Raw genomic sequence first — 23,171 nt, forward strand, 5'->3', positions numbered from 1 at the left:
TTGCGTCGATCACCAATCCGGCGAACGCATCAATTTCAATGCCTCTAGCTGAGCACAACTTTCCAGTCTTACCGATCCTGGATGCCACATATCTGGTGCTGCGCTGATCCTGTCGTAATAGTCATCGAAGTCAACCGGCGTGTGGAAATGCTGTTGTCGCTGTTTTTCGATTTCCGATTTGGAAACAATCTCAGGCAGAAATTTCGTGTGCAGCAGGATCCCTGATGGTGCCTGACCATCAGGCCCTTCGTACAGATAATTCAATTGGCGAGGCAGAAGCGAGTGCGTTGAGTTAACGTATGAATATCGACGGTTCCATTTCACGAGTGGAATTTTGTTCAGGGTTGGGGAGCGCCGCAGATCATCTCCATGGAATATGCGTGCACGAGCACCACCTTGCACCCATAAGTTACCCATCGGGGATTGGCGCTCCACACGGTAGGGAGATGGATCGAACCACTGCAACACCTCACGCGGATCCTGTCCGGACGTATAGGCACATTGGTCCAGCGAGCCCTTGGGATACAAATCGAGCATCAACGCACCGAAACCGATCCGCCCCTGACCTTCCAGCCATTCGGTTAATGTGCGCAAGTTGCGGGTTTGATCGTCGCTATAAACTAGCAACTCATCGACATCGACCATCAGGCACCAGTGGCCGTGTGCATACCTGACCTGCAACCAGGTCAGCCAATCCAGACCGAAACGTGAGGCTCGATAGCTATGCGCTGTGTTCCAAACCGAGACATCAGGCTGTTCTGCCAGATATTCTGCGCTGCCATCATCACTGCCATTATCCACAACCAGAAACTGTGTCACCCCCAGCTGTCGATAATGCTCGAGAAAGAAGGGAAGCCGAGTAATCTCGTTGCGCAGCACGACAACCGAAAGAATGTCATCCGGTTTAATCGCTCCGGTAAGGTCTCTTACGGCACGCAATTGATGTCGTGACCTAAATGAAGTCCAAAGCGCTCTGCGTCGACGCCAGCGCAACCGGTAGGCGTCGCGCCAGCTAATCTGCTGATTTTGGAGTTGGGGCAATATCAATTCAGGACTCGTAGTGACCTGTCTGGTGCCAGCCCCAAGCATCCCTGATCATGGTGTCCAGAGTTGACCGGGACGGCTTCCAGCCGAGCTCTTGCTCTGCGCGGGTGGACCCTGACACCAGCTTGGTGCAGTCCCCAGCCCGACGCTCCCCAATTGTAAAGGGAACTTCACGGTTGGTGACACGACGTGATTGGTCCATCACCTCGCGTACAGAAAAGCCGGTACCTGTGCCCAAATTGAACACACGACTACCTTTATCGTCCTGTAGCCACTTCAATCCCAAAACATGCGCATCAACCAGATCACAGACGTGAACATAGTCGCGGATGCAAGTGCCATCAGGTGTGTCGTAGTCAGTTCCAAAGATAGTTAGCGCATCGCGTTTGCCTGCCACCGCGTCCAGAACCAATGGCACCAGATGTGTTTCGGGGCGATGAAATTCACCAACTTCAGCTTCGGGGTCAGCACCGGCAACATTAAAATACCGGAAGACCACCGACCGCAGCCCGTAGGCAGCCTCAAAACCCTTTAAAATATCCTCAACCGCGCGCTTACTGGCACCATAGGCATTCAACGGGAGTTGAGGAGTGTCTTCGTCCAGCACAACATTGTCATGCTCGCCATATGTGGCGCAGGTCGATGAGAATACAAAATCCAGACAGCCCGCAGCAACTGACGCCTCGATCAACGTCAACGAGCCACCAACATTGTTGGCCCAGTAACGGCCCGGTTGGCTCATCGCTTCGCCAACTTGGCTAAGGGCGGCGAAATGCATAACGGCAACAGGTTGGTATTTGGCGAACACCTGATCCAGTCGCGCACGATCTGTCAGATCGCCCTGCTCAAACGGGCCAAATTTCACGGCATCTTTCCAACCTGTAACCAAGTTATCATAAACGACAGGCGTGAACCCTGCTTGTTTTAATGCCTTACAGGCGTGCGAGCCAATGTAGCCCGCGCCGCCTGTTACCAAAATATGTGCCACTATGTGTCTTGCCTTCTGTCAAAACCTGCCTTTAGGGCCCAGTTATTCTGCTGCCTTTGAAACATGGGAAATCGAACTCAAATAGCGGCTCAAATCGTCACGCAAATCGTCACGCGCCAGCGCAAAGGCAACTGTTGCCTGCAAGAAACCCGCTTTGGAGCCACAGTCGAAACGTTGGCCACGGAACCGATAGCCATAAACAGGAGTTTCGCTGCCAATGTCTTGTGCGATTGCATCTGTAAGCTGAATTTCTCCACCTGATCCGGACTTTAGCTTGTTCAGATTCCGCAGCACTGACGGCTCAAGAATGTAACGACCAATCACAGCCAAGTTCGATGGTGCTTCTTCTGCCTTGGGTTTTTCCACCATGCCGTTGACCGACACCACGGAACCCATATCGTCCTTCACGTCCAACACACCATAGCTGCTGGTTTTTTCAGGTGGGACTTCCATAGCGGCAACCATATTTCCACCGGTTTCGGAATAGGCGTCAACCATCTGTTGCAAACATGGCGTTTCAGCTGCAATCACGTCGTCTGGCAAAATTACCGCAAATGATTCGTTGGCGATCAAGCGTCGGGCGCACCATACAGCATGGCCCAGACCTAAGGCCTGATGCTGGCGGACATATGCGATCGCGCCACTTTCCATGTTGGTCTCTTTTAGGGTCTCAAGAAGAGCCGTTTTACCTTTTTTCCGCAGCGTCTGCTCCAGAATTGGTGAGTGATCAAAATAGTCTTCTAGCGCACCCTTGCCCCGAGAAGTTACAAAAATGAACTCTTTGATACCAGCGGCGCGGGCTTCGTCGATCGCATATTGCACCAGCGGGCGATCCACCAAGGTCATAATTTCCTTAGGAACGGATTTGGTTGCCGGCAAAAAGCGTGTCCCCATTCCAGCTACAGGAAAAATCGCCTTTGTTACTTTTCTACGCATATCAAACTCTCAATTTTCATCTTGTTGGCGTAGGCTCAAACGCACGACAGACATCGATCAGAACCTTCCAAGTCAAGCTACAATCAAACTGCCATTGAACCCAGCTACCCATAAGGATCAGATCGTATCCAATAGCACAAATTGCAGCCTCTTAATGACTCGGTCACCTTGCACGCAAATTACGGCAAAAATGCACACACAATTACGTCAAAATCATTAATCCTGCCCCATTTCACGCATCATAGCCTCCAACCGGGGTACATCTTCGGGATTGTTCAGCTCCCAGAATTGCCTTCCACGGGCCTCAACTTCTACACATAGTACTTTGCGACCATGCTCCATAAACCGTAGTTGCTCCAATCCCTCTAGTCTCTCCAAGGAACCAGCCTCCCAACGCGGATAGGCACCCAGCGCGGTAGGCCTGTAAGCATAGACCCCAACGTGGTGAAACACTGGTGCAGCTTCATCATCACCGTATTCCTTAGACGTATAAGGCACGACTTCCTTTGAGAAATATAGGGCGTGGTGATCTTGAGTAAATACAGCAGTGGTGCCACCAACACGTCCAGCCTTGCGATCATTCAAGAAACCCTTCAGCGCACGTCCATCGCAACGCAGCACTGGCGTTGCGACTTCGGCCATTGGATCGTCCCGCAGACCTTTGACCAGATCCTCGACGAACCAGTGTGGTGTTAGGGGCGCATCCCCCTGCAAATTCACCACAATCTCGTAGCCACCGCCCAAAGCATCAAAGGCCTCTGCACAACGCTCTGTCCCATTCACGCAGTCTGACGACGTCATCACAACCTCGGCGCCAAATCCCTGCGCCACCTCTTGAATTTGCGCATCGTCGGTCGCCACAACCACACGATCCACACCATTTACCGCCGTGGCGGCGCGCCAAGATCTCTCAATCAGTGTGCGTTCTTCACCCGAGGCGCCAGTCAGTTTAACAAGTGGCTTACCGGGATATCGGGTCGAAGCAAAACGAGCGGGGATTACTACAAGTACAGACATCAGGCTTTCTTCAACTCCACACTAGGTGCATAGGCAATAAAGAACGGGTTTGCATAATCGTCCTTTCCGTAAAGCAGTGGCGAATGGTCATCGAACCGCACGACCTTACCACCGGCACCTGACAGCACCGCATGACCTGCAGCAGTATCCCATTCCATCGTGCGACCCACGCGTGGGTAAATATCGGCCTCGCCAGTGGCCACCAGACAAAACTTCAGCGACGACCCGGCGCTCTTGCTGTCTTTGACATTGTATTTGCTGATGTAATCATCCGTCGCTTGATCGCGATGCGATTTGCTGGCCACGACCATCAGGGCCGCATTGTCACTGTCGGCCACACGAATCGCATTTACTTCTCCCGGAGTGCTTGCATCAAACGGGCCGACCTCTTCTACCGTTGTTCCATCTGCCAGCGTATAGAACATCCGTTCTTTCGCCGGCGCATATACGACACCACGGGTTGGAACGCCCTTTTCCACCAATGCGATGTTGACGGTAAAATCGCCACGACGGTGAATGAATTCCTTTGTGCCGTCCAGCGGATCAACAATCAGGAACGTATCACCCTTGATGCTATGAGAATCCGCTTGCTCTTCGGTCACTAGCTTCATGTCAGGGAACGCAGCCCGCAATCCAGCCGAAATCAACGCATCCGCCGCCTCATCTGCAGCGGTGACAGGACTGTCATCGGACTTCTGTTTTACGTCGAAATCTTCAGAGTTATAGATCTCCATGATCTTGTTACCTGCTTCAATTGCAAGCTGACGGATCACCGGGATAAGGACATCACACTGCACCAAAAGACTCCACCACATGGGATTTGTTGAAAAAAAGTATTTTCCCTCTTATGATCGCGCGGCAACGGAACAGCAAGAATTCCGTGCTATATTTGAGCAAAGTTTCAGGTCCAGAGCACTATGTTTCAGCAGTCTACTAACCCATCAGCCATTTCCAGCGCCCTCTCGATGTTCGAGGTGGTGTTCCATTCTGTTGTGCGCAGTGTGCGATCCAAGCACAGCAACGCCTTTATGGCGTTGGGGTTAAACCTGATGCAAACCTTGTTGATGGTTCTTGCCTTTTACTTAATGTTTTCAGTTCTAAACCTGAAAGGATCGGCCGTTCGCGGTGACTTTCTCCTCTACGTGATGTCCGGCATATTTCTATTCATCACACATACAAAAACAGTTAGTGCCGTAGCCGGGGCCGAAGGGCCAAGCAGCCCAATGATGCAGCACGCTCCGATGAACACTATGGTAGCCATCCTGTCAGCAGCCATCGGGTCGCTTTATATTCAGGTGATGTCCCTGTTTCTCATCCTTTTCGTCTATCACGTCGCTTTTACACCGCTGCATATCGAACAACCTATCCCGGCCTTTGGCATGCTTTTGCTTTCATGGATCGCCGGCGTTGGCGTCGGCTTGATCCTTCTGGTCCTAAAGCCTTGGGCTCCTAATTTCGTTGGGATCGCCTCCACCGTATATCAACGCGCCAACATGATTGCGTCAGGAAAGATGTTCCTGGCTAACACCATGCCATCATTCATGTTATCTATGTTCGACTGGAACCCGCTGTTTCATTGTATTGATCAGGCGCGTGGCTATATTTTCATTAATTACAACCCACATTTTAGCAATTGGGAGTATGCCGCATGGGTGGCGTTAGTTTTAATAATTATCGGATTGATGGGCGAATTTTATACCCGCCGTCACGCATCTCTCAGTTGGAGTGCAGGTCGGTAATTCGACTCGTTTTCATCCTGATAATTGGTTGTATTTTCCTGCAGCCAGTGACGGCACAAGAGTACCCGGCACTGCACAATGTAACAGGCGTTGCCGACAACGACGTTCTGAATATCCGCAGCCAGCCCTCTGCCTCCTCACCCATAATTGGAATTCTTAGACCACACCAAAAATCGATTGAAATTGTCGCCAGTGATGGCTCCAAAAAATGGGGGCTAGTGAACTCAGGTGAAGCATCAGGTTGGGTTTCCCTTCGTCATATGGCCCGCACAGATCAAGGAGATTGGCTGGACTTGGACAACACTCTCTCTTGTTTTGGAACTGAGCCCTTTTGGTCCCTGAACGTGAACAGCAGCCATGTACTCATTGATATGAATGGTGAAGCAAACACCTATACATTGCGAAATCACAGCCGGACTTCTAATCCAAATACCAAGACAGGCTTTGATGCCAGGTCCAACTCCAACCCACGATCATCACTGACCGGCATCATATCCGCACAATCGTGCAATGATGGCATGTCTGACCAATCTCATGGTATTTCAGTTGATCTTATGCTGCTAGAAAAAGCTGGCTTTAGGGTGTTGAGCGGGTGCTGCTCATTGCAACCCTAAACCCCCTGCCAGCGCTTTAGTAGCCAATACCATTGATCAGGGTGTTCCAGAATTCGAGTTGACAGGCTGTCGTTGAATGCTCGGGTCATGGTCTCGGCGTCAGTGTGAGGAATGGGCGTCTCGAAATCGACTTCGAAATCACTACCGTCGCCAATACGTGTACCATAGGCGGGCACCATTGGAAGATCGTATTTCAAAGCCAGCTGCGCTGCTGCCAGCGAGGTCAGCGCCGGACGGCCTAAAAACGGTAGTCGAGTCCCGTCAGGATGCTTTTCGTCCAACAGGATCGCAACCACACCTCCGGCACGCAGGTGTCGCACCAGCGTTTTGGTTCCAACCCGACCAGTTTCCATAATCGGCAATCCACCAGCTTCGATTCCGGCCAGCAGGCGACGCTGATAGTGCCGGTTGCTTTGACGGCGATACACTGCCCCTACTTCGATACCACGCGCTTTAAGCGAGGCGCGCACGGCCTCCCATTGGCCAAAATGGCCAGAAACGATGATGGCGCCTTTGCCTGCCGCCTGCGCTGCCTCAATCACCTCAATACCCGGCCCTGAGACATGGAAATGGTCTAACCGGGTGTGAAATTCAGCATTATGGTAGATCTCGAACAGGGTCTGTCCCATGTTCCGTCCCATTTGACGACGTAGGCAATTCCGCTCGTGTCGGGACATTTCTGGGAACACCAATTTCAGATCACTGTTCATCCGTCGTCGAGCGATGGGGAACCACCGCATGACACCGCCCACTGCACGCCCCAGCGCCGCAGAACGCGTTGTAAAGGAACGCCAACGCGACACGGTCAACATAGACCAAAGAGGAACATACCTTATATGTTGCCAAGCATATTTAACCGGACGTGTAATCATGCACACTATATGGGCAGTTTTTAAACTTACGCCAAGGGCTTCGTTAGCAAAATTCCGCCACGTGAGCTTCTCAAGTCACCACCCTCAATGTCAGATTGATTCGCCCACCTTTTGGTAGCAACCGCGAGGACTTATAGCGAATTCGATCCACACCATGATAGGTTAATCGTCCCTCGCCACCCATTACGACGACATCACCTGAGTTCAGCCAGATCGTTTCCGTCTTTCCACCTCGGGTTTGGCCGCCCATGCGAAAAAGCCCGTCATCGCCGAGACTGATAGAGACCACCGGAAAGGAAAAGTCCGCTTCGTCTTTGTCCTGATGCAGCCCCATTTTCGCGCCTTCGCCATAGTAGTTCAGCAAACAACATTCGGGCTGGCGTTCCAACCCAGTCAGCTGGCGCCAAATTGACAGTACTTGATCCGGAATTGCAGGCCAGGCTTGTCCTTTGGGGTGAGTATCTGTGTATCGATATCCAGCGGCATCAGAATACCAGCCAAACTGCCCGGATGACGTCATCCGAACCGACATTTGTCCACCGCCAGGAACCGTGGGCGAAAACAGCGGAGCGGCCTTTAGGATCGGCCGCAACTCATCTATCAGCCCCTGTTGCGCCTTCAGATCCAAATACCCTTTGTGAATCTCAAACCCGCGGAATCGCAGCTTGGACATCGACATTATTCCATTCTTAACCAAGCCCATTCAAAAAACCGCATAGATTCGCACAAACCGGTGCCATGAGACGGTTGCAGGGCTCATTCCTGCTCCCTATATACGCCGGGACGCACAATGGTGTAGGCCATTGCGCACATAAATCGGGGTTTGGATGCCGAAACGGGTTCAGGCCTCAGGTAATCGCCTTATTGAGAAAAGGGATCAAATAGTATGAGCAAAGTAATCGGCATTGACCTGGGTACCACCAACTCCTGTGTGGCTATCATGGACGGATCGCAGCCTCGCGTTATTGAAAACGCAGAAGGCGCCCGGACAACACCCTCAATCGTCGCGTTCACCGACGACGAGCGCCTGGTTGGCCAGCCTGCAAAACGTCAGGCCGTGACGAACCCGGAAAACACTGTCTTTGGTGTTAAGCGTCTGATCGGCCGTCGCAACAACGACGCAGCTGTCGCAAAAGACAAGAAAATGGTTCCCTTTAAGATCGTCGACGGCGGCAACGGAGACGCATGGGTAGAAGCCAAGGGTGAGAAATACTCCCCTTCACAGATCTCCGCCTTCACTCTGGGTAAGATGAAAGAAACCGCCGAGAGCTATCTTGGCGAAGAAGTGACACAGGCGGTTATCACCGTTCCTGCGTACTTTAACGACGCCCAGCGTCAGGCCACCAAAGACGCCGGCAAAATTGCTGGTCTTGAAGTTCTGCGTATCATCAACGAACCGACTGCGGCTGCGTTGGCCTATGGCATGGACAAAGAAGAAACCCAGACCATCGCGGTTTATGACCTTGGTGGTGGTACATTCGATGTGACCATCCTGGAAATCGACGATGGCCTGTTTGAAGTTAAGTCCACCAACGGTGACACCTTCCTGGGTGGTGAAGACTTTGACATGCGCATCGTCAACTACTTGGCTGACCAGTTCAAGAAAGAACACGGTGTTGATCTGTCCAAGGACAAGATGGCTCTGCAGCGCCTGAAAGAAGCCGCTGAAAAAGCCAAAATCGAACTGTCCTCGGCTTCGCAGACCGAAATCAACCAGCCGTTCATCTCGATGGGCAAAGACGGCGCACCACTGCACATGGTTCTGAAACTGACCCGTGCCAAGCTGGAAAGCCTGGTTGCTGATCTGATCAAAGCGTCGCTAAAGCCTTGTGCCGCTGCGTTGAAGGATGCGGGACTCTCTTCAAGCGACATCGACGAAGTTGTTCTGGTTGGTGGTATGACCCGCATGCCGCGCGTCATCGAAGAAGTCAGCAAGTTCTTTGGTAAAGAGCCACACAAAGGTGTGAACCCTGACGAAGTTGTTGCCATGGGCGCTGCCATTCAGGCTGGTGTTCTTCAGGGCGACGTCAAAGACGTTGTTCTTCTGGACGTAACACCTCTGTCGCTGGGTATCGAAACTTTGGGTGGCGTGTTCACTCGACTGATCGACCGTAACACCACCATCCCGACCAAAAAGTCGCAGGTGTTCTCGACTGCTGAAGACAACCAGAACGCCGTGACCATCCGCGTGTTCCAGGGTGAGCGTGAAATGGCTGCGGACAACAAGATCCTGGGCCAGTTCAACCTAGAGAACATCCCACCTGCTCCACGTGGCATGCCTCAGATCGAAGTGACCTTTGACATCGACGCCAACGGCATCGTGTCAGTAGGCGCCAAGGACAAAGGCACTGGCAAAGAGCAGCAGATCACTATCCAAGCTTCGGGTGGCTTGTCTGACTCTGACATCGACCAGATGGTCAAGGACGCTGAAGAGAATGCAGAAGCGGATAAAGAGCGCCGCGAGCTGATCGAAGCGAAAAACCAGGCCGAGAGCCTCATCCACTCGACAGAGAAGTCGATGGAAGAGCACGCGGACAAGGTGGATCCAACCACCATCGAAGCAATCGAACTGGCTATCGTTGCGTTGAAAGACGAAATCGAAACCGACAACGCCGAGAAGATCAAATCCGGCATCCAGAACGTGACCGAAGCGGCCATGAAGCTGGGTGAGGCGATCTACAAGGCAGCCGCAGCAGAAGAGGGCGAAGAGCCCACAGCTGCCGACGCAGGCCCGGTAGATGATGACATCGTTGACGCCGACTTCGAAGATCTGGACGACGACAAGCGCGCCTAAGCAACTAACCTAGGCCAAAGCGGGCCGGTCCGAAATCAGGGCCGGCCCACTTTCGTTGAGGCAGAAGGGATAAACCGATGTCCAAGCGTGACTACTATGATGTTCTAGGCGTGGCCAAAGGGGCCTCTGCCGACGAAATCAAAAAAGGCTATCGCAAGAAAGCCAAAGAACTGCACCCAGACCGGAACCAAGACAATCCGGACGCGGAATCGCAGTTCAAAGAGGCCAACGAGGCCTATGACGTTCTGAAGGACGGCGACAAAAAAGCCGCCTATGACCGCTTTGGCCATGCTGCCTTTGAAAACGGTATGGGTGGCAATGGCGGCGGACGTCCAGGCCAAGGCTTTGGCGGCGGAGGAGGAGACTTCTCTTCAGCGTTCTCTGACGTGTTTGACGACCTGTTTGGCGACTTTATGGGTGGTCAGCGCGGTGGAGCCGGAGGCGGCGGACGTCGTGCCGCTCGCGGTGCCGACTTGCGGTATAACCTGCGGGTTTCTCTAGAAGAATCCTTTGCAGGCTTGCAGAAGACCATCAATGTTCCAACCGCCGTTGGCTGTACATCCTGTGATGGAACAGGTGCCGAAGGTGGTGTTGAGCCAACAACCTGCCCGACCTGTTCAGGCATGGGCAAGGTACGCGCACAGCAGGGCTTTTTTACCGTCGAACGCGGCTGTCCAACCTGTTCCGGCTTGGGTCAGGTTATCAAGAACCCCTGCAAAAGCTGCGGTGGTCATGGTCGGGTAGAAAAAGATCGGGCCCTGTCGGTCAACATTCCCGCTGGTGTTGAAACTGGCACCCGAATTCGCCTGTCCGGTGAAGGCGAAGCTGGCATGCGTGGTGGCCCTCCGGGTGACCTGTACATCTTTGTCGAGATGACACCGCACAAGCTGTTTGAGCGTGAAGGGCAGAACCTGTACTGTCGCGTCCCTGTCAGTATGGCCAAAGCCTCGCTTGGTGGTGCGATTGAGGTCCCTACGATTGACGGTGGTCGTGGCCGCGTGCAGATCCCCGAAGGCAGCCAGTCAGGTCGCCAGATGCGCCTGCGAGCCAAAGGCATGCCTGCCCTTCGTGGCGGCGCACCCGGTGATATGTTTATCGAGTTGGCGGTAGAGACCCCGGTGAACCTGACGGCGCGGCAAAAAGAGCTGATGCGAGAGTTCGAAGATCTTTCTGAGGACACCAACAACCCAGAATCAGGTAGCTTCTTTTCCTCGGTGAAAAGCTTCTGGGATTCGATGAAGAGCTAATTACCGACCTTAAGGCTGGTATACTGAAAAGGGCGTCACCTTCTTGGTCGGCGCCCTTTTGCTGTTCGATCCGCTCCATGCCCCCATTAACACTTTATCAACCATAACAAGAGCACCCTGTCACCATGGCACGGAGTGATCACTTTCAGGACTCATCTCGGCCGCTGTTTCAAGGCAGTGACGAAGCGCCGTCTGAGGCGCTCCCCAAGAATCGACTGCCATCTTATATTCAAGACCACCGCACCCGGCTTCGCGAGCGGTTTATGCTGGGTGGTGCAACTGCAATGCCCGACTATGAGTTGCTAGAACTGGTTCTTTTCCGCTCTATCCCGCGCCGCGATGTCAAACCTCTGGCCCGCGCACTAATGGACAAGTTTCAAGACTTTAATCGCGTTATCACAGCCCCAGCCGAACGACTGGAAGAGGTGAAAGGGATCGGAGCAGCCGTGATAACCGATCTCAAGATTCTTGAGGCCACTGCACACCGCATGGCGCGTGCACGGGTTATGCAGCGGCAGGTGATTTCGAGCTGGGACGCAGTGCTGGACTATTGCCATACAACTATGGCCCATCGTGAGACCGAACAATTTCGGGTGCTATATCTGGACCGCAAGAACGTTTTGATAGCAGATGAGGAGCAGGCCCGCGGAACCGTTGATCATGTCCCGGTTTACCCCCGAGAGGTCGCCAAGCGTGCCTTAGAACTGAACGCTAGCGCCCTGATTTTAGTTCACAACCACCCATCAGGTGACCCAACACCATCAACCAGCGACATCGACATGACCGACCGGATCAATACCGCCTTGGTAGCTCTCGGCCTAGTTCTGCACGATCACCTGATCATCGGAAAATCCCGCGAATTGAGCTTTCGCAGCGAAGGCTATCTGTAATTATCTTTGAATGTCAGCGCAGCCAAACTTCGACCCGACGGTTAACTTGCCGCCCCCAATCGCTGTCGTCACAGGCCATAGGTAACGCCTCACCAAAAGCGTCCACTGCGATTTCTATACGGTCAAAGCTGGCCGTCTGAGCGGCCTCTACCACTGCATCCCGTACAGCCTCAGCCCGCTTCATCGCAATCTTGCGATTACCAGCCGCCGCTCCTTCGCCATCAGAAAACCCGACGAACATCAGCTTCTTTGCATCGTAAACCCCGGCTTCCATGGCTCGCGCAAGTTGCGAGATATTGGCGCGGGATTGTGCGTCTGGACGTGTGGATCCTGTTTCAAACCGGAACGATGTTGTCAGTCGCTGCATTTCATCCATCAATTCGGCCATGCGCTGCAGCTGGGCCAAGTCGATTTCCTCACCAGCTGATTTAATCGCATTCACCAACCGTTGTCCTTGGGCATCAACCGGAATCTGCTCCGGAGCCTGATCCACAAAGCCAACGCGGCGAATCACAACTTGGGCCGCTGGGCTACGTGCATAGTTCAGAAAGTCGCGTGCGATCTTGGGTAGGCGTCGTGCGGGCAGGTACAAGAACATCGGCGCCCCTAGCGGATAGTCCTCTGTTTTTATTGCGCGACGTCCTGCGGCCAAAGCAAAGCCACAGGAGCCTGTAAGCGTCAGCACTCGTGCTGTGCCTGTTTCTGCATAGCTGGCAATACCAATGGCAAACGGATCAGTTGTCACTGCGCGGGCCAATCCACTGCTAAGATCGTGACGTCGCAAGTCTTGGGACAGAGGGAGCTTTGCTGGCACTAGCAGGCGGTCCTCGACCGCTTGGGTCAATCCAGACCCAGCGACTGGAAGGTGCAAAGAAATCGGCGCATCCGGCCCACCCAACTCCTGCCAATTTGAAATCTTACCGGCAAAAACTTTGGCCAACTGTGGAACTGAAATGCTGGTCACTGGATTTCCTGGCGCCACAACCGGTACCATCGCATCTAAGGCCAGAACTCGACTACGGTTTGGGCCAGTCATGTCCCCCAGCCCAGCATCTCGGGCCAACTTGCGCTCTTCTCGCCGAATTTCGCGCAGGGCCATTACCACATCGGCCTCGTTGGCCAATAGATCAGCAAATCCTTCGTCTGTGTTGCTAATCAAAAACGTGAACCGCGCCACTGGAACAGAGCCCGCCCGCAGCAGCAGATATTCAAAATTCCCGTCTTGCAGATCGTTCCTTTGGGTTTGGTAGTCGTTTCTCAACGCAAAGCCTTCGATCAGGGACGGCAATAGCGCTTCGGCCATGGTCGAAGATCCGGACAACGTCAGCTCGGCAACGAAACCCGCCAAGTTTGGACATCCCGGTCCATCGCAGTTAACGCCTGATCCATCGACTGTCAGTTCACCAAATTGGGTATCGACCCGGTAGAATTGACCATCAAACCCAAGCAGGTCGCCCGTAATTTCGACCGCACCATCCGGCGAAGAAAGCGTTACGTCCTGGGCCAGAGCCGTCAGCGTCGAACCAAAAAGAAAGAGTGCGGCGCTAACCGCCGCACGATGCCATGCCATAAAGAAATCCTAGTGAACCGCAGATCAATTGGCTGCGATTTTCAGGTCTTCTACAAGATTATTCAACACCAGAAAGTCACCAATCGCATTACAATTGGGCATGGACAAAACCAAATCGCGTGTTCGCAGGCCTTGATCACCGCGGATTTCCAAAGTTTGGGCAGAAATTTCGCGTCCACAGTTGCTAGAGGAGATTTCCGCCTCGATGCTAAGAGCAACGGTTCCGTTGTCTTCAGTCATGTCGCGAGCAAAGCTGTAAACCTCGACCATTCGGGGTAACAACTGCGTTGTGTCCCCTAGGCGTAGTACTTGGCTGGCGGGTCCGACGTTGTCTGCCCCTGACCATACATGGCCACCTTGGCCATAATCTGCTCCAAATTCGCGTGCATGAATTTCAAATCCGCCGCGACCTGTCCACTGCAATGCAACGCGATGGACTTTATCCAGATCACTCACCTTAGTTGTTGCCACAGCGCCGGAACCGGAAGCCAGTTCGACGATGTAAACCGCATCTTCCACCAAGGCAGGAACCTGCATGGACAAAACACCGTCACTGTCCGTTGTTTCTGTAAACATCAGCCCAGAGTGGTGAATTGTTACGCGCTCGCTGCTGTTGCATGGAGCTGAGAAAGTCAGTGATACTGTTGCCTTTGGTTCAGGGGTAGCATGTGCGGAAACGGCGCAATCGGCTTGCTCTGAAAACGCAAGCTCAGGTCGTTGGCCGCGGCTAGCTTGCTCTGGTGCCTCTAGATGCACTGTCGACGTCAGCCGAATGTCGCGAAGAACCAGCTCGTCCTGAGCCTCTTCTACAACTGGAAGAGAGGCAGACTGAACATCTCTGGTCGCTGCATTGTACTGCATTGAAAAGCCAATCCCCAACACCATCGCCAAGGTCGTGCCAGTCAGAGCCATCATACGTTTGTCTAGCATCGTCACTTACCTCACTAAATAAGTTAACAACTGATGACTCGGAAAGACGGCTAGTTTGTGACCGTAGCCGGGTGGGAATCAGGCAAATATTTAGAATCCATCTTAATTTCAACGCATCGCGGGCTGAGATTCTACCAGTATGGTCTGGGCTTCTTAGCTACTGAATGCGGAACACCTAAGTCGACTATTGCTAGCTTAGAACGAAAAAGCGCCTCTTGGATCCAAGGACCAAGAGGCGCCAATCGCGGTATAATCGTGAAGTCTAGTTATGCTAGACGGCCATGACAATGTTTGAACTTTTGCCCTGAACCACACGGGCATTTGTCGTTGCGTGCTGGCGATCCCCATGTGGTGGGATCATCCTCGACAAAGCCTGGAGCGGCCTCGCCTGCAACAGCCTGAGCAGGTGCTGTCGCGGCACCCTGCATTGCTGCTTGGCGCGCGGCCATTTCAAGCAGCATCTTCTGCTGCTCTTCTTCACTCATCGGGCGAATATGGCTTAGCTGCTGGCTGACGGTTTCCCGCAGGCTATCCAGCATGCCCTCAAACAATTGGAAGCTCTCGTTTTTGTATTCGTTCAATGGATCACGCTGTGCGTATCCACGGAAACCAACAACCGAACGCAGGTGCTCCAAGGTCAGCAAATGCTCGCGCCATTTTGCGTCGATCGTCTGCAGCAGAACCTGCTTTTCGATGTTGCGCATGTTTTCAGGACCAAAGGCGACTGCCTTTTTGGCCATCAACTCATCGCTTTCCTTGATCAGGCGCTCACGGATTTCTTCGTCATCCACACCTTCTTCAGCGGCCCAGTCAACCAACGGCACATCAATGCCCAGCTTTTCAACAGCTTGTTGTTGCAGACCTTCGGTGTCCCATTGATCAGCATAAGTTTTGGGCGGCATGTGGGTATCAAGAAGATCGTCGATGACCTCGTGACGCATATCACTAACGATATCTGACAGGTCCTCGGCTGACATGATCTCGCGGCGCTGACCAAAGATCACCTTCCGCTGGTCGTTCATCACGTCATCGAATTTCAAAACGTTCTTACGCTGATCGAAGTTACGGCCTTCAACTTTGGCCTGCGCGCGCTCCAGCGATTTGTTCACCCAAGGGTGAACGATCGCTTCGCCTTCTTTCATGCCCAATGTAGTCAGCAACTTGTCCAGCCGTTCCGAGCCAAAGATGCGCATCAGGTCGTCTTCGAGGCTAAGGTAGAAGCGTGTAGTACCTGGATCACCCTGACGGCCCGAACGGCCACGAAGCTGGTTATCAATCCGACGGCTTTCATGGCGCTCTGACGCCATCACCATCAAGCCACCGGCCTCGAGAACCTTTTTCTTTTCTTCTTCGTGCCGTGCTTCTTCTTCAGTACGCAACGCGACTGGGTCCGCATCCGGGTTTTGCTCCAGGACTTCCAGCACCTTCATCTCGACGTTGCCACCAAGCTGAATATCGGTACCGCGACCAGCCATGTTGGTCGCAATTGTCACTGCACCAAGACGACCAGCATCGGCAACGATCTGCGCCTCTTGTTCGTGCAGACGTGCGTTCAAGACGTTATGCTTAACGCCTTCCTTTTCCAGCAGTTGGCTCAGCAGTTCAGATTTTTCAATCGAGGTCGTACCCAATAGAACCGGCTGACCCTTTGCATGGGCCACTTTTGCCTCGTCAATCATGGCAGTGTATTTTTCAGCTGCCGTACGATAGACGCGATCGTCTTCGTCTACCCGTGCGATTGGCTTGTTGGTGGGGACTTCGACCACACCCAGACCGTAGATCTCGGCAAATTCCTCTGCCTCTGTCAGTGCTGTACCAGTCATGCCGGACAGTCTGTCATACAGACGGAAATAGTTCTGGAAAGTAACCGAGGCCAGCGTGGTGTTTTCAGGCTGGATGGTCACATTTTCCTTGGCTTCGATGGCCTGATGCAGACCCTCGGACATACGGCGGCCGGCCATCATCCGGCCTGTGAATTCGTCAATCAGCACCACTTCGCCATCGCGCACGATGTAATCCTTGTCGCGCTGGAACAGTTTATGGGCACGCAGTGCTTGGTTGACGTGGTGCACAATCGATGTGCTTTCTGGATCGTACAACGTGGCACCTTCTGGCAGCAAACCACGCTCTTGCAGTTGCTGTTCCAGATACTCGTTGCCCTCGTCGGTGAACGTCACACCCTTGGTTTTCTCATCCAGCTCATAGTGGTCATCGCCCAGTAGCGGAATCACCTGATCAATGCTCGAATACAGATCCGAACGATCCTCGGCCGGGCCAGAGATGATCAGCGGGGTCCGTGCTTCGTCGATCAGGATGCTGTCAACTTCATCGACGATCGCAAAGTTATGGTACTTCTGGAACAGCTGATCCAGATCCGACTTCATATTGTCGCGTAGATAGTCAAAACCTAGCTCGTTGTTGGTGGCATAGGTGATGTCAGATTCGTAAGCGGCCTTTTTCTCGGCCTCGGGCATGTTGGACCAGATCACACCAGTGGTCATACCGAGGTAAGCAAACACTTTGCCCATCCACTCAGAATCTCGCTTGGCTAGGTATTCGTTCACCGTAACCACATGAACGCCCTTACCTGTCAGCGCGTTCAAGTAGGCAGGGAAAGTCGCAACAAGCGTTTTACCCTCACCGGTTTTCATCTCTGAGATGCTGCCCTGATGCAGGAATGTGCCGCCCATCAGCTGCGTATCAAAGGCGCGCAGGCCCAAAGCACGCTTGGCGGCTTCTCGTACGTTAGCAAAGGCTTCTGGCAGAAGATCATCCAGCGAGGTGCCGTCGAGCGCGCGCTTGCGCAGCTCTTCGGTCTTTTCCTTCAAGCCGTCGTCACTGAGTTTCTCGAACTCGGGTTCCAGCGCATTGATCTTTGCGATCAGCGGCTTTGTCGCCTTGATCTTGCGGTCGTTCGGTGTCCCGAAGACCTTTTTGGCGATTGTTCCGATTCCCAGCATTTGCTCTCCAACGATCCTATCTTGGGCCCTAATATCCGGTAGGGTTGCCCGTCCTGCGTACAACCCATAGACACGGGTATGAATGACGGTCCTGCCACGGCCACTAAGCGATGTAAGCGGCAGGGTTTACAGTGTCAACGCTATGCCCCTTTGAGGCAACAAAATAGGAAGAATCGAATGCGTAAAGGTCTCACTTTTCTGCCTCGCGTGGCTCTGGCCGCCTTGCTGGTCCTACCCCTGCCTGCCGTAGCAGCACCACACGCCAATACAGTTGTTGCAATTGTAAACGGTGAAGAGATTACAATCGGCCACATGATCCTTTCGCGTGCGGTCCTGCCGGTTCAGTACCAGCAGTTGCCAGCCGACGTGTTGTACAATGCGATTTTGGACCAATTGATCCAGCAAACGGCGCTTAAGCAGGCTCTACACGGCGAAGTGCCCCGTTACGTACAGCTATCACTTGAGAACGAGAAACGTTCACTGCTTGCTGCTGATGTCATCGAATCGGTGATGGAAATGGCATCCAGTGAGGCTGATCTATTGGCTGCCTATGACGAAGCATATTCCGAAGGAGATGGCGGCGATGAGTTCAACGCCTCCCATATTCTTTTGGAGACTGAGGAAGAGGCGCTTTCAGTAAAAACAGAGCTGGATGCAGGTGCTGACTTCGCTTCGCTGGCAATGGAACGATCTACTGGTCCATCCGGCCCGAACGGCGGATCACTGGGGTGGTTCAGCAAAGGTCGCATGGTGCCAGAGTTTGAACAGGCCGTTCTAACGCTGAAATCGGGCGAGATCTCTGCGCCGGTCCAGACGCAGTTCGGCTGGCATGTGATCATCCTAAACGAACGCCGCAAATCCGCTGCGCCAGAATTTGATGCAGTCCGGGAAGAACTAGCGACCAAGTTGCGAAATGCGGCCGTCGAGGCGCGTGTGGCGGAGCTAACTGCAGCGGCTACAATCGAGCGTCCAACAGTGGAAGATCTTGACCCCGCCATTTTGCAGAATGTTGATCTGGTTAGGAACTAATCATGTCCCAGTCGATGACACGCTCCCCTCTGGCACCCGCCAGTTTTCCAGACCTGCCTGTTATCAAAGGTGTTCGATTTGCCTCGGCTTCGGCCGGGGTGAAATACCAAGACCGCACTGATGTCATGCTTGCACTATTGGCGCCAGGAACCTCTATTGCTGGCACCTTCACCCGCTCGTTGACTCGCTCAGCGCCGGTGCGCGATTGCCAGGCGAAACTGGGAGATGACTGCAAGGATGGCGCAGCCATTCTGGTCAACTCCGGAAATTCCAACGCTTTCACAGGTCACTTCGGGCAAACATCGGTTGAGCAAATCACCAGCGCTGTAGCCAACGTTACCGAAATTCCAGAAACTCGGATCTTTACAGCGTCCACTGGAGTGATCGGCGAACCACTGCCGCATGATCGTATCATTGCGAAGATTGACGAACTGGCGGACGGGTTATCTGAGGCCCGACTGAAGGACGCCGCAGAAGCCATCATGACAACCGACACCTTTGCCAAAGGTGCTTCGGCGCAGGTTGAGATCGAAGGCCAAACTGTATCCATTGCCGGCATCGCCAAGGGATCAGGCATGATCGCGCCGGATATGGCCACAATGCTGGTCTATATCTTTGCCGATGCCAAGATGGAGCAATCCGCACTTCAGTCGCTGTTGTCGTCAATTTGCGATCGTACGTTCAACTGCATCACTGTCGATAGCGATACATCGACGTCAGACTCTCTAATGCTTTGCGCGACTGGCGCATCGGGCGTTGATGCAACCGGCAACGATGCTTTTGCCAGTGCGTTGGAAACGGTGATGCTTGAATTGTCACATCAGGTGGTAAGAGACGGTGAAGGCGCAACAAAATTTGTTGAAATTCAGGTCACTGGCGCAGAAACTGACTCTGACGCCAAGACTCACGGTCTGTCCATCGCCAATTCTCCGCTAGTCAAAACTGCGGTAGCTGGTGAAGACCCAAACTGGGGTCGGATCGTCATGGCGATTGGAAAATCCGGTGCTGCTGCTGACCGTGATCTGCTATCCATTTCCTTTGGTGATGTTCTTGTGGCGGAAAAGGGCTGGGTTTCACCAAATTATCGCGAAGACGACGCTGCTGAGCTGATGAAACAGGATGAAATCATCATCAAGGTGGATCTTGGCCTTGGCGAGGGCCATGCGACTGTATGGACCTGCGATTTGACCCACGGCTATATCGAAATCAATGCGGACTATCGGTCTTGAAGACGCTTCTTGTTTCCGCTGTTGCGCTAATTGATACCGAAGGTCGGGTATTGCTAGCGCAACGCCCCGAGGGGAAATCCATGGCCGGATTGTGGGAGTTTCCCGGAGGCAAAGTAGAGCCAGGAGAGACACCCGAGAACGCTTTGATCCGCGAACTAGAAGAAGAACTGGGCATCAACACCTGGTCCTCCTGTCTGGCTCCGCTGACATTTGCCAGCCATAGCTACGATGATTTCCACCTGCTAATGCCACTTTTTGCCTGCCGAAAATGGCAGGGCATCCCACAGCCGCAAGAAGGCCAAACCCTAAAATGGGTTCGGGCGAATGATTTGCGCAAATACCCGATGCCAGCTGCTGATGTCCCACTGGTTCCAATTCTTCGAGACTGGCTGTAAGGGCGATCTCTCTCCACTTTGCACACCTACTCAGTGTGCCTTCTTGCTGTTCGTAAAGATTGTGGCAATTTTGCGGCTTTTGTGAAGAGTTTATTAACCTTTTTTCTGTCAAATGACGTTAACCAAGGTTAAACACATCCAAGGCAATTCCTTTGGGGAGGATATGACATGCTTCGCACTATCACTTTAGGCAGCTGTGTCTCAGTTCAGGGGACATTTGTCCGCTCGCTTCCGGACGGCAGAATCGCCGTGAAGGTAGGACAACAAGTGTATGAAGGTCGCCCAGTTAAAGTAGCGGCCTAGAATTCACAAAATTCACGGAATGAGTTGGAGAGGATTACCATTTGGTAGTCCTTTTTTTTGTGACCCTATAACGAAAAACCCCGGCGCATGGCCGGGGTTTCTGAATTCATATAACTGGGTACCGTCAGGACAGTGTCCGTGTAACCTCTTCGCGCTCGAAGATTTCGATGACGTCGTCTGGACGAATATCGTCGTAGTTTTCAAACGCCATACCACATTCCTGACCGGACTGAACCTCAGGGACTTCGTCCTTAAAGCGCTTCAAAGTCTTCAGTGTGCCTTCGTGGATAACAACGTTATCCCGAAGCAGGCGTACACCTGCCGAACGACGTGCGACGCCTTCGGTAACCAAACAACCAGCAACTTTGCCGATGCCGGTAACTTTGAACACCTCTTTGATGTTCGCGTAACCGATAAAGTTCTCGCGGATCTCGTTGCTCAGCAAGCCAGAGGCAGCCGCTTTAACGTCATCTACCAGGTCATAGATCACCGAATAGTAACGGATCTCTACGCCCTTTTGGTTGGCTGTGTTACGGGCCGAAGTGTTGGCACGTACGTTAAAGCCAAACACTGGAGCACCCGATGCTTCGGCCAGGCCGATATCGGTTTCAGTGATCGCGCCAACGCCAGAGTGCAGAACCCGCACGCGGACTTCGTCGTTACCGATTTTGGCCATCGCCTGGACAATCGCTTCAGCCGAACCCTGTACGTCTGCCTTAACCAGAATAGGCAGCTCAGAGACGTTTTCGTCATCCTTGGCCTTAGCCATCAGCTGTTCCAGCGTGGTCGCAGCACCAGCAGCGGCGCGTTTGTCTTTTGCAGCCTGAGCACGATACTCGGCAATTTCACGTGCCTGAGCTTCGGTTTCGGTCACGTTCAACACGTCGCCTGCTTCTGGTGTGCCGTTCAGACCCAGAACTTCAACTGGAACCGACGGTCCGGCTTCTTTGATCCGCTCACCCTTGTCGTTGATCAACGCACGGACCTTACCGTACTGCTCACCCACAACAAAGATATCGCCTTGGCGCAAAGTACCGTTCTGAACCAGAACAGTTGCAACCGGTCCACGGCCAACATCCAACTGAGCCTCAATCACGGCACCTTGGGCAGCACGATCAGGGTTAGCTTTCAGTTCCAGAATTTCTGCTTGCAGCGCAATGGCTTCCAGCAGTTGGTCCAGACCCTGACCAGTGGTCGCCGAGACTTCAACGTCCTGAACTTCACCAGACATTTCTTCCACGATAACCGAGTGCTGCAACAGATCGGTGCGCACTTTGGTTGGGTTCGCGGCAGGTTTGTCGATCTTGTTGATAGCAACAATCATCGGCACATTGGCAGCCTGGGCGTGGTTAATCGCTTCGATAGTCTGAGGCATGACCGCATCATCAGCAGCCACAACCAGGATCACGATATCGGTCACATCCGCACCGCGAGAGCGCATAGATGTAAATGCCGCGTGGCCCGGAGTATCCAAGAAGCTAAGAACAGCACCGTCCTTGGTTTTCACCTGATAGGCGCCGATGTGCTGAGTGATGCCACCTGCTTCGCCAGCAACAACCCGCGCATTACGGATTGCGTCCAAGATCGACGTTTTACCGTGATCGACGTGACCCATAATCGTAACAACCGGAGGCCGTGGCTTCAGGTCTTCGTCTTTATCTTCGGTTTCGTTGATGACGTCTTCAACGTCCGAGTCGGAAACGCGAACCATTGTATGGCCGAATTCCTCGATAATCAGTTCCGCAGTATCCGCATCGATTGTCTGGTTCTGAGTAACCATCAGGCCCATGTTCATCAGCGCTTTTACAACGTCGCCAACACGCTCGGCCATTCGGACAGCCAGCTCAGAAACCAAAATGGCTTCCGGCAGCTGAACTTCGCGGAATACCTTTTCGCGCTCAACGGTACCCATAGCTTTTTGACGAGCACGTTCCTGTTTGCGCTTCATCGATGCCATTGAACGGTGACGGTTACCGGCACCACCAGTGGCCTGACCCAGTGTCAGTTTGCCCGAACGACGGCTGTCGTCCTGACCTTTGCCACGGTTCTGTCGTTGGTCACGCTCACGGTCTGATTTGCGCGGAGTAGCCGCAGGGGCAGGGGCAGGCTTGCCAAAGTTCGCAGTACGTGGTGCGGAACTGGCAGGCTTTTTCTCATCAGGAACAGCCGCAGCGCGTTCGGCTGCCACTTCAGCTTCACGCTTCTTGCGCTCTGCTTCTTCAAGCTTAGCCTTGGCGCGCTCTTCAGCTTCGCGTTGCTCTTGCTCTTTCTGTTCCATTTCCGCACGACGACGCGCGCGGCTTTCTTCACGTTCTTTTTCCTCGGCTGCGCGCTTGGCGGCATCTTCCGCCTCGCGTGCGCGAGCAACTTGAAGCGCCTTCATGCGGCGCGCCATTTCGTTATCGGTGATGCCTGCAGGCCGTCGCGAAGGATCACCAACAATCGTAGCGCTGGCGCCATCACGGCCGGCACCCGGCTTAGGAACCACAACGCGCTTGCGCTTGGTTTCCACTACGACATTCTTAGTCCGACCATGGCTGAAACTCTGTTTCACGTTCCCGGGCCGGGACCCACCACGAAGACCCAAAGGTTTTTTGCCGTCACTATCGCTCAT

Annotated in this window: 19 protein-coding genes; 8 read left to right on the forward strand and 11 right to left on the reverse strand. The window is 53.4% G+C overall.

Features of this window, described 5'->3' with window-relative positions; all coding sequences use genetic code 11:
- Nucleotides 1–9 precede the first annotated feature (9 nt).
- The 5 genes from DL239_RS06220 to cysQ form a co-directional block, all read right to left on the reverse strand.
- The gene (locus DL239_RS06220) at nucleotides 10–939 is read right to left on the reverse strand and encodes a glycosyltransferase family 2 protein (protein WP_439650849.1); all 930 of its coding nucleotides are present in this window, start codon (nucleotides 937–939) and stop codon (nucleotides 10–12) included.
- Nucleotides 940–1,048: 109 nt separating this feature from the next.
- Entirely contained in the window at nucleotides 1,049–2,032 is a 984-nt protein-coding gene (gene galE / locus DL239_RS06225; protein WP_167683139.1) for a UDP-glucose 4-epimerase GalE, read from the reverse strand.
- Nucleotides 2,033–2,074: 42 nt separating this feature from the next.
- On the reverse strand, nucleotides 2,075–2,968 hold the full coding sequence (galU, locus tag DL239_RS06230) for a UTP--glucose-1-phosphate uridylyltransferase GalU (protein WP_167683140.1): 894 nt from the start codon (nucleotides 2,966–2,968) through the stop codon (nucleotides 2,075–2,077).
- A 216-nt stretch (nucleotides 2,969–3,184) separates the two neighbouring features.
- Nucleotides 3,185–3,985 (reverse strand): 3-deoxy-manno-octulosonate cytidylyltransferase, encoded by an 801-nt coding sequence (locus tag DL239_RS06235; protein ID WP_167683141.1) that lies wholly within the window; start codon nucleotides 3,983–3,985, stop codon nucleotides 3,185–3,187.
- Nucleotides 3,985–4,719 carry a 3'(2'),5'-bisphosphate nucleotidase CysQ gene (cysQ, locus tag DL239_RS06240; protein ID WP_240931774.1) on the reverse strand — a complete coding sequence of 245 codons (735 nt, stop codon included), beginning with the start codon at nucleotides 4,717–4,719 and terminating at the stop codon, nucleotides 3,985–3,987. Before cysQ ends, DL239_RS06235 begins: the two co-directional genes overlap by 1 nt.
- A gap of 183 nt (nucleotides 4,720–4,902) precedes the next feature.
- Between cysQ and DL239_RS06245 the strand changes: the two genes are divergently transcribed.
- Together DL239_RS06245 and DL239_RS06250 are read left to right on the forward strand one after the other, a co-directional pair.
- Nucleotides 4,903–5,724 carry an ABC transporter permease gene (locus tag DL239_RS06245; RefSeq protein WP_167683143.1) on the forward strand — a complete coding sequence of 274 codons (822 nt, stop codon included), beginning with the start codon at nucleotides 4,903–4,905 and terminating at the stop codon, nucleotides 5,722–5,724.
- Nucleotides 5,634–6,338 carry a COG3650 family protein gene (locus DL239_RS06250; RefSeq protein ID WP_167683144.1) on the forward strand — a complete coding sequence of 235 codons (705 nt, stop codon included), beginning with the start codon at nucleotides 5,634–5,636 and terminating at the stop codon, nucleotides 6,336–6,338. Before DL239_RS06245 ends, DL239_RS06250 begins: the two co-directional genes overlap by 91 nt.
- On the opposite strand, the gene DL239_RS06255 is transcribed toward DL239_RS06250, so the two are convergent.
- Both DL239_RS06255 and DL239_RS06260 read right to left on the reverse strand, forming a co-directional pair.
- Entirely contained in the window at nucleotides 6,335–7,150 is an 816-nt protein-coding gene (locus DL239_RS06255) for a lysophospholipid acyltransferase family protein (protein WP_240931760.1), read from the reverse strand. The genes DL239_RS06250 and DL239_RS06255 overlap by 4 nt on opposite strands.
- A 130-nt stretch (nucleotides 7,151–7,280) precedes the next feature.
- Entirely contained in the window at nucleotides 7,281–7,883 is a 603-nt protein-coding gene (locus DL239_RS06260) for an alpha-ketoglutarate-dependent dioxygenase AlkB family protein (RefSeq protein ID WP_167683146.1), read from the reverse strand.
- 213 nt (nucleotides 7,884–8,096) lie between these two features.
- On the opposite strand from DL239_RS06260, the gene dnaK reads away from it, so the two are divergent.
- From dnaK to radC, 3 genes are all read left to right on the forward strand, one after another.
- On the forward strand, nucleotides 8,097–10,004 hold the full coding sequence (gene dnaK, locus DL239_RS06265) for a molecular chaperone DnaK (RefSeq protein WP_167683147.1): 1,908 nt from the start codon (nucleotides 8,097–8,099) through the stop codon (nucleotides 10,002–10,004).
- A gap of 77 nt (nucleotides 10,005–10,081) precedes the next feature.
- Entirely contained in the window at nucleotides 10,082–11,251 is a 1,170-nt protein-coding gene (gene dnaJ, locus DL239_RS06270) for a molecular chaperone DnaJ (protein WP_167683148.1), read from the forward strand.
- 125 nt (nucleotides 11,252–11,376) lie between these two features.
- Nucleotides 11,377–12,141 (forward strand): RadC family protein, encoded by a 765-nt coding sequence (gene radC, locus DL239_RS06275; RefSeq protein WP_167683149.1) that lies wholly within the window; start codon nucleotides 11,377–11,379, stop codon nucleotides 12,139–12,141.
- A gap of 13 nt (nucleotides 12,142–12,154) precedes the next feature.
- Here the strand turns inward: radC and DL239_RS06280 are convergent, their stop codons facing one another.
- The 3 genes from DL239_RS06280 to secA form a co-directional block, all read right to left on the reverse strand.
- Entirely contained in the window at nucleotides 12,155–13,711 is a 1,557-nt protein-coding gene (locus DL239_RS06280) for a phosphate ABC transporter substrate-binding/OmpA family protein (protein WP_167683150.1), read from the reverse strand.
- Nucleotides 13,712–13,735: 24 nt separating this feature from the next.
- Nucleotides 13,736–14,641 carry a hypothetical protein gene (locus DL239_RS06285; RefSeq protein ID WP_167683151.1) on the reverse strand — a complete coding sequence of 302 codons (906 nt, stop codon included), beginning with the start codon at nucleotides 14,639–14,641 and terminating at the stop codon, nucleotides 13,736–13,738.
- 266 nt (nucleotides 14,642–14,907) lie between these two features.
- Nucleotides 14,908–17,601, reverse strand: coding sequence for a preprotein translocase subunit SecA (gene secA, locus DL239_RS06290; protein ID WP_167683152.1), 2,694 nt, complete (start codon nucleotides 17,599–17,601; stop codon nucleotides 14,908–14,910).
- 177 nt (nucleotides 17,602–17,778) lie between these two features.
- On the opposite strand from secA, the gene DL239_RS06295 reads away from it, so the two are divergent.
- From DL239_RS06295 to mutT, 3 genes are read left to right on the forward strand one after another with little or no spacing between them, the layout of a single operon-like run.
- A complete protein-coding gene (locus DL239_RS06295; protein WP_167683153.1) occupies nucleotides 17,779–18,630 on the forward strand; it encodes a peptidylprolyl isomerase in 852 nt (283 codons plus the stop codon).
- A gap of 2 nt (nucleotides 18,631–18,632) precedes the next feature.
- Nucleotides 18,633–19,859, forward strand: a complete 1,227-nt coding sequence (argJ, locus tag DL239_RS06300) for a bifunctional glutamate N-acetyltransferase/amino-acid acetyltransferase ArgJ (protein ID WP_167683154.1) — start codon at nucleotides 18,633–18,635, stop codon at nucleotides 19,857–19,859.
- Nucleotides 19,856–20,254 (forward strand): 8-oxo-dGTP diphosphatase MutT, encoded by a 399-nt coding sequence (mutT, locus tag DL239_RS06305; RefSeq protein ID WP_167683155.1) that lies wholly within the window; start codon nucleotides 19,856–19,858, stop codon nucleotides 20,252–20,254. Before argJ ends, mutT begins: the two co-directional genes overlap by 4 nt.
- Before the next feature lie 427 nt (nucleotides 20,255–20,681).
- On the opposite strand, the gene infB is transcribed toward mutT, so the two are convergent.
- A complete protein-coding gene (infB, locus tag DL239_RS06310) occupies nucleotides 20,682–23,171 on the reverse strand; it encodes a translation initiation factor IF-2 (RefSeq protein ID WP_167683156.1) in 2,490 nt (829 codons plus the stop codon).

It is taken from the genome of Parasedimentitalea denitrificans (assembly GCF_011813015.1).
Classification (GTDB): domain Bacteria; phylum Pseudomonadota; class Alphaproteobacteria; order Rhodobacterales; family Rhodobacteraceae; genus Parasedimentitalea; species Parasedimentitalea denitrificans.

Excerpts from the sequence above, each read along its gene's own strand:
- galU (WP_167683140.1), bottom strand. The coding sequence starts at position 2,968 with ATGCGTAGAAAAGTAACAAAGGCGATTTTTCCTGTAGCTGGAATGGGG.
- DL239_RS06235 (WP_167683141.1), bottom strand. The coding sequence starts at position 3,985 with ATGTCTGTACTTGTAGTAATCCCCGCTCGTTTTGCTTCGACCCGATAT.
- cysQ (WP_240931774.1), bottom strand. The coding sequence starts at position 4,719 with ATGGAGATCTATAACTCTGAAGATTTCGACGTAAAACAGAAGTCCGAT.
- DL239_RS06245 (WP_167683143.1), top strand. The coding sequence starts at position 4,903 with ATGTTTCAGCAGTCTACTAACCCATCAGCCATTTCCAGCGCCCTCTCG.
- DL239_RS06250 (WP_167683144.1), top strand. The coding sequence starts at position 5,634 with ATGGGTGGCGTTAGTTTTAATAATTATCGGATTGATGGGCGAATTTTA.
- DL239_RS06255 (WP_240931760.1), bottom strand. The coding sequence starts at position 7,150 with ATGTTGACCGTGTCGCGTTGGCGTTCCTTTACAACGCGTTCTGCGGCG.
- DL239_RS06260 (WP_167683146.1), bottom strand. The coding sequence starts at position 7,883 with ATGTCCAAGCTGCGATTCCGCGGGTTTGAGATTCACAAAGGGTATTTG.
- dnaK (WP_167683147.1), top strand. The coding sequence starts at position 8,097 with ATGAGCAAAGTAATCGGCATTGACCTGGGTACCACCAACTCCTGTGTG.
- dnaJ (WP_167683148.1), top strand. The coding sequence starts at position 10,082 with ATGTCCAAGCGTGACTACTATGATGTTCTAGGCGTGGCCAAAGGGGCC.
- radC (WP_167683149.1), top strand. The coding sequence starts at position 11,377 with ATGGCACGGAGTGATCACTTTCAGGACTCATCTCGGCCGCTGTTTCAA.
- DL239_RS06280 (WP_167683150.1), bottom strand. The coding sequence starts at position 13,711 with ATGGCATGGCATCGTGCGGCGGTTAGCGCCGCACTCTTTCTTTTTGGT.
- DL239_RS06285 (WP_167683151.1), bottom strand. The coding sequence starts at position 14,641 with ATGCTAGACAAACGTATGATGGCTCTGACTGGCACGACCTTGGCGATG.
- secA (WP_167683152.1), bottom strand. The coding sequence starts at position 17,601 with ATGCTGGGAATCGGAACAATCGCCAAAAAGGTCTTCGGGACACCGAAC.
- DL239_RS06295 (WP_167683153.1), top strand. The coding sequence starts at position 17,779 with ATGCGTAAAGGTCTCACTTTTCTGCCTCGCGTGGCTCTGGCCGCCTTG.
- argJ (WP_167683154.1), top strand. The coding sequence starts at position 18,633 with ATGTCCCAGTCGATGACACGCTCCCCTCTGGCACCCGCCAGTTTTCCA.
- infB (WP_167683156.1), bottom strand. The coding sequence starts at position 23,171 with ATGAGCGATAGTGACGGCAAAAAACCTTTGGGTCTTCGTGGTGGGTCC.